12 protein-coding genes and 1 tRNA gene are annotated in these 12,438 nt (G+C 64.3%); 7 read left to right on the top strand and 6 right to left on the bottom strand.

Annotation, left to right across the window (positions count from 1 at the left end):
- The first annotated feature begins 80 nt into the window (after nucleotides 1-80).
- From ilvD to pstB, 5 genes are all read left to right on the top strand, one after another.
- Nucleotides 81-1,922, top strand: coding sequence for a dihydroxy-acid dehydratase (gene ilvD / locus ACOJSI_RS04450; protein ID WP_420137056.1), 1,842 nt, complete (start codon nucleotides 81-83; stop codon nucleotides 1,920-1,922).
- 88 nt (nucleotides 1,923-2,010) lie between these two features.
- Nucleotides 2,011-3,045, top strand: coding sequence for a phosphate ABC transporter substrate-binding protein PstS (gene pstS / locus ACOJSI_RS04445; RefSeq protein WP_420137055.1), 1,035 nt, complete (start codon nucleotides 2,011-2,013; stop codon nucleotides 3,043-3,045).
- A 54-nt stretch (nucleotides 3,046-3,099) separates the two neighbouring features.
- Nucleotides 3,100-4,053 (top strand): phosphate ABC transporter permease subunit PstC, encoded by a 954-nt coding sequence (pstC, locus tag ACOJSI_RS04440; protein ID WP_420137054.1) that lies wholly within the window; start codon nucleotides 3,100-3,102, stop codon nucleotides 4,051-4,053.
- On the top strand, nucleotides 4,053-4,892 hold the full coding sequence (pstA, locus tag ACOJSI_RS04435) for a phosphate ABC transporter permease PstA (RefSeq protein WP_420137053.1): 840 nt from the start codon (nucleotides 4,053-4,055) through the stop codon (nucleotides 4,890-4,892). The genes pstC and pstA overlap by 1 nt, the downstream gene beginning before the upstream one ends.
- Before the next feature lie 14 nt (nucleotides 4,893-4,906).
- Nucleotides 4,907-5,713 carry a phosphate ABC transporter ATP-binding protein PstB gene (gene pstB, locus ACOJSI_RS04430; RefSeq protein WP_420137073.1) on the top strand — a complete coding sequence of 269 codons (807 nt, stop codon included), beginning with the start codon at nucleotides 4,907-4,909 and terminating at the stop codon, nucleotides 5,711-5,713.
- Between the two features lie 34 nt (nucleotides 5,714-5,747).
- Here pstB and ACOJSI_RS04425 read toward each other — a convergent pair whose 3' ends face one another.
- The 3 genes from ACOJSI_RS04425 to ACOJSI_RS04415 form a co-directional block, all read right to left on the bottom strand.
- Nucleotides 5,748-8,345, bottom strand: coding sequence for a GAF domain-containing protein (locus tag ACOJSI_RS04425; protein WP_420137052.1), 2,598 nt, complete (start codon nucleotides 8,343-8,345; stop codon nucleotides 5,748-5,750).
- A gap of 79 nt (nucleotides 8,346-8,424) precedes the next feature.
- Nucleotides 8,425-9,225 (bottom strand): LytR/AlgR family response regulator transcription factor, encoded by an 801-nt coding sequence (locus tag ACOJSI_RS04420; RefSeq protein WP_420137051.1) that lies wholly within the window; start codon nucleotides 9,223-9,225, stop codon nucleotides 8,425-8,427.
- Between the two features lie 5 nt (nucleotides 9,226-9,230).
- Complete coding sequence (locus tag ACOJSI_RS04415; protein WP_420137050.1) at nucleotides 9,231-10,328, bottom strand: sensor histidine kinase; 1,098 nt, start codon at nucleotides 10,326-10,328, stop codon at nucleotides 9,231-9,233.
- A gap of 182 nt (nucleotides 10,329-10,510) precedes the next feature.
- On the opposite strand from ACOJSI_RS04415, the gene ACOJSI_RS04410 reads away from it, so the two are divergent.
- A complete protein-coding gene (locus ACOJSI_RS04410) occupies nucleotides 10,511-10,882 on the top strand; it encodes a hypothetical protein (protein ID WP_420137049.1) in 372 nt (123 codons plus the stop codon).
- 71 nt (nucleotides 10,883-10,953) lie between these two features.
- Here the strand turns inward: ACOJSI_RS04410 and ACOJSI_RS04405 are convergent.
- Nucleotides 10,954-11,035: transfer RNA gene (locus tag ACOJSI_RS04405), tRNA-Leu, on the bottom strand.
- A 78-nt stretch (nucleotides 11,036-11,113) separates the two neighbouring features.
- On the opposite strand from ACOJSI_RS04405, the gene ACOJSI_RS04400 reads away from it, so the two are divergent.
- Nucleotides 11,114-11,518 (top strand): SufE family protein, encoded by a 405-nt coding sequence (locus ACOJSI_RS04400; protein WP_420137048.1) that lies wholly within the window; start codon nucleotides 11,114-11,116, stop codon nucleotides 11,516-11,518.
- A 265-nt stretch (nucleotides 11,519-11,783) separates the two neighbouring features.
- On the opposite strand, the gene ACOJSI_RS04395 is transcribed toward ACOJSI_RS04400, so the two are convergent.
- Nucleotides 11,784-12,110, bottom strand: coding sequence for a hypothetical protein (locus ACOJSI_RS04395; protein ID WP_420137047.1), 327 nt, complete (start codon nucleotides 12,108-12,110; stop codon nucleotides 11,784-11,786).
- On the bottom strand, nucleotides 12,107-12,438 hold a 332-nt coding region (locus ACOJSI_RS04390; protein ID WP_420137046.1), incomplete at its 5' end, for a J domain-containing protein. The genes ACOJSI_RS04395 and ACOJSI_RS04390, both read right to left, overlap by 4 nt.

Raw genomic sequence — 12,438 nt, 5'->3', positions numbered from 1 at the left:
ATGGTCTGGCTCCCAGCCGCCTTCTGTAGCAACGCGCCGCTTCGTTGCCGCCTGCTTATCGCGGCTCTATAGGTGATGGCATGCCAGCATATCGATCCCGCACCACCACTCACGGCCGCAACATGGCAGGCGCGCGCGGCCTCTGGCGCGCGACCGGCATGAAGGACAGCGACTTCGGCAAGCCGATCATCGCGGTGGTGAACAGCTTCACCCAATTCGTGCCCGGCCATGTCCATCTGAAGGATCTTGGCCAGCTGGTCGCGCGGGAGATCGAGGCTGCGGGCGGGGTTGCCAAGGAATTCAACACGATCGCGGTCGATGATGGCATCGCGATGGGACATGACGGCATGCTTTATTCGCTGCCGAGCCGCGAGCTGAGCGCGGAGAGTGTGGAATATATGGTCAATGCCCATTGCGCCGACGCGATGGTGTGCATTTCGAATTGCGACAAGATCACGCCGGGCATGCTGATGGCGGCGCTGCGCCTCAACGTGCCGGCTATCTTCGTGTCGGGCGGGCCGATGGAAGCCGGCAAGGTGGTGCTGAAGGGCAAAGAAGTCGCGCTCGACCTGGTCGATGCGATGGTCGCCGCCGCCGACGAGCGCTTCACCGACGCAGAAGTCGATGCGATCGAGCGGCAGGCCTGCCCAACCTGCGGCAGCTGTTCCGGCATGTTCACCGCCAATTCGATGAACTGCCTGACCGAGGCGCTGGGGCTGTCGTTGCCGGGTAACGGATCGGCGCTGGCCACCCATGCGGACCGGGAGCGCCTGTTCCGCGAAGCCGGTCATGTGATCGTCGATCTCGCCAGGCGCTGGTACGAACAGAATGACGCGACCGCCCTGCCCCGCAGCATCGCCACGTTCGAAGCGTTCGAAAACGCGATGAGCCTGGATATCGCCATGGGCGGATCGACCAATACCGTCCTGCACTTGCTGGCGGCGGCGCACGAGGCGGGCGTCGATTTCACCATGGCCGACATTGATCGCCTGTCGCGACGCGTGCCGGTCTTGTGCAAGGTCGCGCCAGCCACGTCCGACGTGCATATGGAAGATGTCCATCGCGCCGGCGGCATCATGGCGATCCTGGGCGAGCTGGACCGCGCGCAATTGCTGGATGTCGAGCAGCCGACGGTCCATTCCGCGACATTGGGCGAAGGACTCGGTCGTTGGGATGTGGCACGCACCAACAGCGATGCGGTTCGCACCTTCTATCGCGCGGCCCCGGGCGGGGTGCCGACGCAAACCGCCTTCAGCCAATCCCGACGCTGGGACGATCTGGATCTGGACCGCGAGAAAGGCGTGATCCGATCGCAAGCCCACGCCTTCAGCCAGGATGGCGGCCTGGCAGTCCTGTTCGGCAATCTCGCCCCGGAAGGCTGCATCGTCAAAACGGCCAGCGTCGATGAGAGCATCCTCACCTTCACCGGGCGGGCGATCGTGTTCGAAAGCCAGGACGCGGCGGTGGTCGGCATCCTCGGCAATCAGGTCAAGGAAGGGGACGTGGTGGTGATCCGCTATGAAGGGCCACGCGGCGGGCCCGGCATGCAGGAGATGCTCTACCCGACCTCCTATTTGAAATCGAAGGGCCTGGGCAAAGCCTGCGCCTTGCTGACCGACGGGCGGTTCTCCGGCGGGTCATCGGGCCTGTCGATCGGCCATGTTTCCCCCGAAGCCGCGGAAGGCGGCCTGATCGCGCTGGTTGAGCATGGCGACCTGATCGAGATCGATATCCCCAACCGCAGGATCAGCCTGCTGGTGGACGATGCCACGCTTGCCGCCCGCCATGCGGCGATGGAGGATCGCGGCGCCAAGGCGTGGAAGCCGCTCGGTCGCAAGCGCAATGTTTCCAAGGCGTTGCAAGCCTATGCTCTCTTCGCGGGGAATGCGTCGCGCGGCGCCGTGCGCGTTCTGCCGGAGTAGCGCCACCGCTACCACTGTCACAGAAGCGTCACGAAACCTCCATACAGGCACGGGGCGGCCAAAACCGCCTTCTTTCCAGGGGACTCTGATGTTCAAGACGTTCGTCGCGTCGATTGGCGGCCTCGCCATCGCTACCACTGCGGCTGCCGCGGATCTTTCCGGCGCCGGTGCGACCTTCCCTGCCCCGATCTACGCCAAGTGGGCGGAAACCTACCGCGGGCAGACCGGCGTTGGCCTGAACTATCAGCCGATCGGATCGGGCGGCGGCATCAAGCAGATCAAGGCCAAGACGGTCGATTTCGGCGCATCGGACAAGCCGTTGAAGCCCGCCGAGCTCGCGGCGTCCGGCCTCTATCAGTTCCCGACCGTCGTCGGCGGCGTCGTGCCCGTCATGAACCTTCCCGGCATCCGCCCCGGCCAGATCAAGCTCTCCGGTGCGCTGTTGGGTGACATCTTCCTGGGCAAGGTCACGCGCTGGAACGCGCCGCAGATCGCCGCGCTGAACCCGGGCGTCCCGCTGCCGAACCTGCCGATCACGGTTGTACATCGCTCCGATGGATCGGGCACCAGCTTCCTGTTCACCTCTTATCTGGCGATGAAGAACCCGGCGTGGGCGTCGCAGGTGGGCGCAAGCGACTCGGTTCAGTGGCCGACGGGCCTGGGCGGCAAGGGCAATGACGGCGTCGCAGCGTTCGTGAAGCAGACCAATGGCGCGATCGGCTATGTCGAATATGCCTATGCCAAGCAGAATCGATCCACCTATGCGCTGATGCAGAACAAGGCCGGCAAGTTCGTCGCCCCCGCGGCACCCGCCTTCGCGGCGGCAGCCGCGAGCGCCCCCTGGCTGCGCTCGCCGGGCAATTACGTCCTGCTGCTGGATCAGCCGAGCCCCGCCGCCTGGCCGATCACGGGCGCAACCTTCATCCTGGTCTATCGCAACCAGGCGAATGCCGCGAAGGGCGCGCAGGTGCTGAAATTCTTCGACTGGGCCTATAGCAAGGGTGACGGCCTCGCCGCCGGCCTGGATTATGTGCCGCTGCCGGCCAATGTGAAGGGCCTGTTGAAGAAGCAGTGGGCCCGTTCCGTAACGTCCGGCGGCAAGCCGGTTTACGTCGCGAAGTAAAACCCGGAGCGCCGGGGCGGCCGCCGCCCCGGCCATCCGCTTCACGAGTTCAGCATGGCCACCAGTGTACACGCCAGCCCGCAGGGCGCGCCTCCAGGCCATGCCGTGGGCGAGATAATCTTCCGCTATGCCTGCGCAACCGCTGCCACGATCCTGCTGGCGGCGTTGGCGGGCGTGGTCATCAGTCTGTTCCTGGGCGGCCTACCTGCCTTCCATCAGTTCGGTCTGAGCTTCCTGACCTCCACCACCTGGAACCCGGTGACGGAGATTTACGGCGCGGCCGGGCCGATCGTCGGCACGCTCATCACAGCCTTCCTGTCGCTGATGATCGCGCTGCCCTTGGCGCTCGGCGTTTCGGTCTTCCTGGTCGAATTCTGCCCGCCGCGCCTGTCGCAGCCGATTGCAGTGGCGGTCGAGCTGCTCGCAGGCATCCCGTCGATCGTCTACGGCATGTGGGGCCTGTTCGTGCTCGCGCCCTGGTTTGCCGAGCATGTGCAGATGCCGATCGCGCTGCACGCCGATCCTGACGGCTGGGTCGGGCGCTTTTTCGGCGGCACGCCCAACGGCGCCAACATCTTCACCGCATCGCTGATCCTGGCGATCATGATCCTGCCTTATATGGCAGCGGTCTTCCGCGAGCTGTTCCTGACGGTGCCGCCGCAGGTGCGCGAAGCCGCTTACGGGCTGGGCTGTACCCCGTTCGAGGTGATCAAGGCGGTGATCGTCCCCTATGTCCGCCGCGGCATGATCGGCGTGGTCATGCTGGGGCTGGGACGCGCCTTGGGCGAGACGATGGCCGTGACCTTCATCATCGGCAACGCCCACGGCTTTCCCAAGGGCCCGTTCGACAGCGGATCGACCATCGCATCGACCGTAGCCAACGAATTTGCCGAGGCGACCGGCGACCTGCATACATCGGCGCTGATCGCGCTGGGCTTCGTGCTGTTCGTGATCACCTTCATCGTGCTGGCGGTCGCCCGCCTGCTGCTCCGCGAGGCGAAAGTCTGATGAGCCGAGCCGCCCGCCGCCGCGCCTTCAACGGCATCTTCGTCGTCCTGTGCGGGATCGCGACCGCGCTGGCGCTGAGCGTGCTGGTCATGATCCTGTGGACCTTGCTCAGCAAAGGCCTGGGCGGGCTCGACCTCATGATCTTCACGCAGGATCAGCCCGCCCCCGGCTCGCCCGGTGGCTTGCGCAATGCCATCGTCGGATCGCTGATCATGTGCGGGATCGGCATGATCTTCGCGCTCATCATCGGCATCCTCGCCGGCACGTGGCTGGCGGAATATGGCGCCGGCACGCGCTACGGCGATATCGTCCGCTTCTTCAACGACGTGCTGATCTCGGCACCGTCGATCCTGATCGGCCTGTTCGTGTACGAGATGTTGGTGGCGCCCTTCCACGGCTTCTCCGGCTTCGCCGGGGGCGTGGCGCTGGCCTTTTTGGCGACCCCAATCGTAGTACGCACGACCGAGGATATCCTGACGCTGCAGCCCGGTTCGCTGCGCGAAGCCGGCATGGCGCTGGGCGCGAGCCGGGCGTTCGTGATCCGCAGGATCATCTGGAAAGCGGCACGCTCCGGGCTGCTCACGGCCGGTCTGCTCGGCTTTGCCCGTATCTCCGGCGAAACCGCGCCGCTGCTGTTCACCTCGCTCGGCAATCAATTCTACAATGCCGATCCGACCCAGCCGATGGCCAGCCTGCCGACGACGATCTTCCAGTTCGCGCTGTCGGCCCAGGAAGATTGGCAGCGTCTGGCCTGGGTCGGCGCGCTGCTGATCGCGATGGCCGTCCTGTTCATCAATATCGTCGGGCGCGTATTGGCCCGGGAGACGCATCGACCATGACCGATACCGCCATGATGTCGCCCCCCAGCAGTTCGGCCGGCGAAGAGCAGTTCATGACCCGCCCCGCCGGCGGTCTCGTGCTGGAGGCGAAGAATCTTCAATTCTTCTACGGCGCCAACGAAGCGCTTCACAGCGTCGACCTGCCGATCGAGCGGAACAAGATCACGGCTCTGATCGGCCCGTCCGGCTGCGGCAAATCGACGCTGCTGCGTGCGCTGAACCGCATCTATGCGCTTTATCCCGGCCAGCGGGCAGAAGGGGAAATCCTGCTGGACGGCGAAGACGTGCTGAAGGGCGGCGATCCGGCAGCGCTGCGCGCCCGCGTCGGCATGGTCTTCCAGAAGCCGACGCCGTTCCCAATGTCGATCTATGACAATGTCGCCTTCGGCGTACGTCTCTATCATCGCAAGAGCCGGGCCGAGATGGACCAGCTCGTCCAACAGTCGCTGATGCGCGCCGCCTTGTGGGAGGAGGTCAAGGACAAGCTCCACACGTCCGGCCTGGGTCTTTCGGGCGGCCAGCAGCAGCGGCTGTGCGTGGCGCGCGGCATCGCCGTGCAGCCGGAAATCCTGCTGCTGGACGAGCCCGCGTCCGCGCTCGACCCGGTCTCCACCGCCAAGCTGGAGCAGACCCTGGTCGAGCTGAAGAAGGATGTCACGGTGGTGATCGTGACGCACAATCTGCAGCAGGCGAGCCGCATCTCCGATCACACCGGTTTCATGTTCCTGGGCCGGATGATCGAGTTCGGGCCGACAGCGGAAATCTTCTCCAACCCCCGTTCGCGCCGCACGCGCGATTATGTGACGGGCCGGTTCGGCTGATCTAGGCCAAGGCGCCATCCCATGCAGCTGGGTTTCAGCGGGCGAGCATATCTCGCACGCGCGCGCCGAATGTCTCCATCGCAAACGGCTTGGTCACCAACTCCATACCCGGCTCCAGCGGGCCATTGCCGACGACGGCATTCTCGGCATAGCCGGTGATGATCAGCACGCCCAGATCGGGCCTGAGCGCCCGGGCGGCATCGGCAACCTGGCGGCCGTTCATGGGGCCCGGCAGGCCGATATCGGTCACGAGCAGATCGATCCGCGCATCCGACTGAAGCAGTTGCAGCGCGGTCGCCCCGTCGGCCGCCTCGATCGTCGCGCAACCCATCTCCTCCAGCACCTCGCCGATGAGCATGCGGATGGTCGGCTCGTCATCGACCACCAGCACGGTCTGATTGCCTTCCATGCGCGGCATGCCCTGGCTGCTGTGCGTGTCTTCATCCCGCTCCGCTTCGCCATAGAAGCGTGGAAAATAGAGGCACATCGTCGTGCCCTGCCCGGGTTCGCTATAGACCCGCGCCTGCCCGCCCGATTGACGCACGAAGCCATAGATCATCGATAAGCCAAGGCCGGTCCCCTCCCCCAGCGGCTTGGTCGTGAAGAATGGATCGAAGGCGCGCGCCTGTACCTCCGGCGTCATCCCGCAACCCGTGTCGCTGACGCAGAGAGACAGATATTGGCCCTCCGCAAGATCGCGCTCGCGTGCGGCGCGGGTATCCAGCCACTTATTGGCAGTCTCGATGGTGATGCGGCCGCCGTCCGGCATCGCGTCCCGCGCATTGATCACGAGATTGAGCAAGGCATTTTCCAGCTGGTTCTGATCGACCAGCGTGCTCCACAGGCCTGCCGCCTGCACCGTCTCGACGATGATGGCCGGGCCGACGGTGCGGCGGACGATCTCTTCCATGCCTGCGACCAGGCGATTGACGTCGGTCGGGCGCGGATCCAGCGTCTGCCGGCGGGAGAAAGCGAGCAGCCGGTGCGTCAGCGCCGCCGCGCGGCTGGCCGCCCCGCGCGCCGCGGTGGCATAGCGTTCCAGTTCCCCGATCCGGCCCTGCTGGATGCGGATCTGGATCATCTCCAACGCGCCGGAAATGCCGGTGAGCATATTATTGAAATCGTGGGCAAGTCCGCCGGTCAATTGGCCGACGGCTTCCATCTTCTGGCTCTGGCGGAGCTGCTCCTCCATATCCATCAGATCGGCCGTGCGGCGTTCCACCTCCGCCTCCAGCGACGCATTCAGCTCCGCCAGTTCCTGCTCGGCGCGCCGGCGTTCGGTGGCGCTACGGACGCGCTCGGCCACTTCGCGCATGAACCCGAGTTCCGCCGTGCTCCACTGACGCGTCCGGGCATTGTTCAGATAGACCAGGGCAACGAAGCCCCCCTGTTCGGTCAGCGGCATGTTGACGAAGGCGCGCGCCGTGATGGCCTCCAGCGCCGCGGCATTGTCGCGGGTGCGCTGATCGAGCCTTGCGTCGGGGATGACCACCGTTTCGCCGCGCTTCAGCGTCTCGATATAGGATCCGTAATCCCGGAAGTTCAGAACGCCGGCGAGGCTCTTCACGCCTGGCGCGTTCCAGTCGCGCTCGATCTCGATCGTCTCGGCTACCGGATCGATCGTGCCATAGCCGGCGCGGCTGACACCCAGCGTCTTGCCCAGGATTTCCGACGCGATGAAGGCGATCTCGGCGGTATCGGCGATGTCGCGGATCCGGTCGCTCAATTCCAGCAGCGCATTCGCGCGCGCTTCGGCGCTTTTCCGCTCCGTCACATCGAAGCTGACCCCGGGAAAGCGTATCGCGGTGCCGTCAATGTCCAGCATCGGCCTGCCCTGGGCAACGAGCCATTGCGAGGCCCCGTCTTCACGGATGAGGCGATATTCCGTGTTGAATGGATCGCCGGTCCGGATCGTATGCGCGATCTCTTGCTCCAGCCGCGGCAGATCGTCGGGATGGACACGGGTGAAGAAACTGGAAATCGGCGCGCCCGCCGCCGCCCGCGCGGGATCGACGCCGTAGATGCGGGCGAACCGTTCGTCCGCGACGACCCGGTCGCGCCGCAAATCCCAGTCCCAGGTACCGATGCCTTGCGATGCCGACAGCGAGACCTCCCGCTGACGGAACAGCGCGTTGATCTCGATCTGGGCAATCGTCTGCCGTGCCAGCGCCTCCAGCGCGATCCGCTGGGTCTGGTTCAGCCCTTCGGGTCGCGGCTTTATGTCGATGGCACAGAGGCTGCCCAGCGGAAGTCCCTTGGCGGTGACGAGGGGCACGCCCGCATAGAAGCGAATATGCGGATCGTCCCGCACGAGCGACATGCCTGCCGTGCGCGGATCCTGGGCCAGATCGCGTATCTCGAACAAGCCCTCGCCCTGGATCGCGAGTGCGCACACGGACGTCTCGATCGGCGTCTCCTGCGCGTCGGTGCCCGTCTTGGCCTTGAACCACTGACGGTCCGCATCAACCAGGCTGACGAGCGCGATCGGCGTCTGGCAAATCGTCTTCACGAGCATGACGATGTCGTCGAACGCCTGTTCAGGCGGCGTGTCGAGCACGCCGGCCTGAACCAGTGCGTCCAGCCGATCCGCCTCATTCCAGCGTTCGGCCGAGGAAGAAGTCAATTCAGGCAACGATCCGTCCAAATTGCAGACGGCTTCGTGCGCCTCCGTACTGCTTAAGTCGCTACGCGCACTTCCGTTCCCACCAATGTCAGTGGACGAAACGCGCCACCACGTCGCGGTAGGAGCGGGATACCTTCACCTGTGCGCCCGAACCGAGAACCAGGAAACATTCGCCGTTGGTGTGCGGCTTGACCTGCTTCACCAGATCCAGGTTGACGATGGTCGAGCGATGGATGCGCTGGAAACGACGCGGGTCCAGGCGCTTCTCCAGATCCTTCATCGTCTCGCGCAGGATCAGCGTGTTATCGCCGGTATAGATGCACATATAATCGCCGGCGGCATCGATGCGCTCGATTGAATCGACATCGACGCGGAAGATCTGGCCGCGATCCTTGATGTTGATCAGCTTCTCATACCGGCTCGACGCATGCGCATCGGCCGTGTCCGGCATCACATCGGCCGCCTCCGGCGCATGTTCGGCGATGACTTCCTTCAGCTGCGCGACTTCGCCGGCCGCGCGCTTCTCCGCGAGGCGCTGGCGCACCCGCTCCAATGTGTCGGCAAGGCGATCGGTCTCAACAGGTTTCATCAGATAGTCGACGGCACCGGCTTCAAATCCCCGCAGTGCATGATCGACATAAGCGGTCACAAAAACGAACAGAGGCGGTTCGACCTCCATCAGGCCCTGAATGACGGAGAATCCGTCGAAACCCGGCATCTGGATATCCAGGAATACCAGATCGGGCTTGTGGGTCTTGATCGCGCGAATCGCTTCCCGCCCGTTGGTGCAGGTTTCGATAATCTCGACGTCTTCGTGCGGTGCGAGCCGCACCTCCAGCCCCTGGATGGCCAAAGGCTCGTCATCGACCAAGATTGTGCGGATGGTCATGGAGTTCAGATCCTCGTCGTGTTCGACTGGTACGGAATTTCGATCGTCACGGTGAACCCGTCGGAACGGGCCTCGGTCTCGAATTTATGTTCGCTACCATAAGCCTGAACCAACCGGTCCCTCGTGTTGACCAGCCCGACTCCGGTCGAAACGGTTGTTGCCGCCCCGCCGTCGCTCGCGCTGGCGCCGCTCCCTGGGCCGGTGTCGCTGACCGTGATGTGAACGCGATTGCCGATCCTGCGCGCGGCAACGGCGATGTCGGCCCCCTCCTCCTTCGGCGTGACCGCATATTTGATGGCATTTTCAACCAACGGCTGCAGCAGCAGCGACGGAATATTGGCATGGGCCGCAGCGGGATCGACGTCGAAGCGGGTGCGCAGCCGCTCCTCAAACCGCATCTTTTCGATGTCGAGATACAGTTTCAGCGTCTCCACCTCCTGCGCCAGCGTCACCTCCCCCTCCGGCTCGCTCACCAAAGTGTAGCGTAGGAAAGAGGCAAGGCGCGACAGCATGGCATTGGCCCGCTCGGTCTGTTTCAGCAGCACGAGCGTCGAGATGGAATTGAGCGTGTTGAACAGGAAATGCGGGTTGAGCTGGTAGCGCAGCATGGCGAGCTGCGCCGACGAGGCCTGGCTGCCCAGGCGCAGCAGCTGATCGCGCTGCTCTTCCACCACGATGTAGAAATTGATGCCGTAATAGAGGGCCGACCATGCCGCGAGCAGCGAGAAATCCAGCAGGATCGCGGAAAAGAACTGAATGCCCTCCGGCATCGGGCCGGTGCTGTAGAAAGTGGCGTGCGCCCATGTCTCGATCGACGAGAAAAGCGCTGAGGAGAACATCAGGATCAGGATCGATCCGCCCCAGGTGATCGCCGGGCGCATGGTGAACAGGCGGCGATAGGCGGCCGACATCAGCAAAGTCAGCGAATAGCCGGTTGCGGTGGTCAGCGCCGTCGGCACGATGAACAGCCAGCCCATGGCGTTCGCAATGCCGCTGAGTGCGCGCAGCACGAAATAGCCGGCCCAGCCAGCCGACTGCAGCGTCCAAAAGGCGCGGTTCTTGTCCTCGAAGAAAGGAGCTCGTCTCAGCAGCGTGCGCGGCATCAGGTGGACGCCTCTACAGGATCGGCGGCCTTGCTGCCAACTGCGATGGGTTTTGCGACGAATTGCGCAGCGTTCAGGGCGCGTGAACGTTTGATAAACACTTGATTCCAGACCGGTTCAGGCGAATCGTGTCATGGGGCTGATACGGGAGGTTACCTCTCGGACAGGATTGGAGATTGGTAATGCGTAAGCTTCTGACTGCATCCGCCGCCGCCCTGGCGTTGGTGGGCGTGACCATTGGCGCGGCCGCTCCTGCGGAAGCGCGCTATTGGGGACCCGGCTATTATGGCCGCGGCTATTATCATCATGGTGGCGGGCGTACCGCAGCTATCCTTGGCGCGGGCGTTCTGGGCCTGGCTGCCGGCGCTGCGATCGCGAGCAACCATCCGCGCTATTATGCGCCGAGCTATTATGGTGGCCCAGTCTATTATGCGCCGCCCCCGCCTCCGCCGGTTTACTATGACGGCTATTATGCGCGCGGTCCGATTTGCCGCAGCGACTGGCGCTGGGATGGCTATATCGGCCAATATGTCCGGGTGCGTTACTGCGACTAACCGGCCTTACCGATCTACAGATCATTATGGGCGGCGTAGTAATCCGCCGCCCTTTTTGTCTTGAAAGAGGGTGCGGGTGGTCGGGCTCGAACCGACACTCCTTGCGGAACGGGATTTTGAGTCCCGCGCGTCTACCAGTTTCACCACACCCGCGTTGCAGCGCCGTTAGCGCAGCCGCGGCCCCTTCGTCCAGCCTTCCTCCACGCAAATCCGTCTGCTAGCCGCCCTGCCATGGCCAAGATCGATGAATTGCTGGACGAATATGCTTTTCTGGACGCGGACGACCGCTACCGCCTGCTGATCGAACTGGGTCGCGACCTGGAACCGATGCCCGACGCGCTGAAGACCGACGCCACCCTGGTCCGCGGCTGTTCCGCTTCGGTATGGGTCTACCCCACGCGCATGGAGGAGAATCGCCTGCATTTCCTAGCGGACAGCAATGCCGCCATCACCAAGGGCATCATCGCGCTGGTGCTGCTGACGGTGCAGGATCGAACCGCGGCGGAGATTATCGCGACCGACATCGAGGGGGCCCTCGCTCCGTTCGAGTTGACCCGACAGCTCAGTTCCAGCCGCACCCAGGGCATTCCCAACATGATTGCCCTGATCCGGGCGACGGCGGGCCGCTACGTTTAAGCGATTGAGGCGGCGGGGACCGCGGAACCTCAGCGACCTGTCGGCAGAGGCGCGTTGAAGCGCCTCATTCGCGGAACGGCTTGGGGCTAGTCCGTGGATGCGAGCCTACGCTGGCATGACGGTAATGGGTTTGGCGACCTATCCTCTATACGCCACGTCACGCCAGCGAAGGCTGAGGTCCATGACGCACCTCGCGGGCAATGCGGATGCAATCATCCCAACACGTTTTCGCACTGTTTCCCAATCGTCGCCAAGCCTCCCGGCCTCATTCGGCGGCGACGGCGATCGCCTCGGTCAGGCCCAGGCGCGATTCGACCTGTTCGATCGGAGTACCGGATTGGACGATCAGCCAGTCACGCGGGCGGGCGCCATCCACCACCGTGACGGCACGCTTGGGGCACACCTTCAGGCACTTGACCGACATCACGCCGATACCAGCCTTACGACCCTTGCCGCCGGCAAACCGCGTACGCAGGAGCTTGGACAGACGCTGCTTGCCGTCCGCGCCAAAGCCCTTCTTGTCGAGCTTCTTCTCGCATTTTGCGCAGACCAGGACGGAGGCGCGCCATTGCGCGCGCACGCCCAGGATCATGCAGCGCGCCTTTCTTCGGCCTGGCGCAACACGTCCCACGCCGCCTGCACGGCGCGGAAGCGTTCGGCCGCCTCCGTATCGCCCGGTCGCGTGTCGGGATGGTTGGCCTTGGCAAGCCTGCGCCAGGCAGCCTTGACCTCGTCAAAGTCGGCATCGCTGTCCAGTTCCAGGACCGACAAGGCCCGCATCTCGTCGCGTGAGCGGGTGCCGTCGCCCGGGCCACCCCAGGCATAATGGGAGGCGGAGCTATAGGCGGAGCCTTCGCCCCGCTCGGCCGCTTCCCGCGCAGCCGCCTCTTCCGCGTCGAGCCCTTCGAAATAATTCCAGC

Source organism: Sphingomonas sp. (assembly GCF_048595155.1).
Taxonomy (GTDB): Bacteria; Pseudomonadota; Alphaproteobacteria; order Sphingomonadales; family Sphingomonadaceae; genus Sphingomonas_I.
This window is presented reverse-complemented; position numbering and strand designations above follow the sequence as displayed.

Excerpts from the sequence above, each read along its gene's own strand:
- ACOJSI_RS04395 (WP_420137047.1), bottom strand. The coding sequence starts at position 12,110 with ATGATCCTGGGCGTGCGCGCGCAATGGCGCGCCTCCGTCCTGGTCTGC.
- pstC (WP_420137054.1), top strand. The coding sequence starts at position 3,100 with ATGGCCACCAGTGTACACGCCAGCCCGCAGGGCGCGCCTCCAGGCCAT.
- ilvD (WP_420137056.1), top strand. The coding sequence starts at position 81 with ATGCCAGCATATCGATCCCGCACCACCACTCACGGCCGCAACATGGCA.
- ACOJSI_RS04415 (WP_420137050.1), bottom strand. The coding sequence starts at position 10,328 with ATGCCGCGCACGCTGCTGAGACGAGCTCCTTTCTTCGAGGACAAGAAC.
- pstS (WP_420137055.1), top strand. The coding sequence starts at position 2,011 with ATGTTCAAGACGTTCGTCGCGTCGATTGGCGGCCTCGCCATCGCTACC.
- pstA (WP_420137053.1), top strand. The coding sequence starts at position 4,053 with ATGAGCCGAGCCGCCCGCCGCCGCGCCTTCAACGGCATCTTCGTCGTC.
- ACOJSI_RS04410 (WP_420137049.1), top strand. The coding sequence starts at position 10,511 with ATGCGTAAGCTTCTGACTGCATCCGCCGCCGCCCTGGCGTTGGTGGGC.
- ACOJSI_RS04420 (WP_420137051.1), bottom strand. The coding sequence starts at position 9,225 with ATGACCATCCGCACAATCTTGGTCGATGACGAGCCTTTGGCCATCCAG.
- pstB (WP_420137073.1), top strand. The coding sequence starts at position 4,907 with ATGTCGCCCCCCAGCAGTTCGGCCGGCGAAGAGCAGTTCATGACCCGC.
- ACOJSI_RS04400 (WP_420137048.1), top strand. The coding sequence starts at position 11,114 with ATGGCCAAGATCGATGAATTGCTGGACGAATATGCTTTTCTGGACGCG.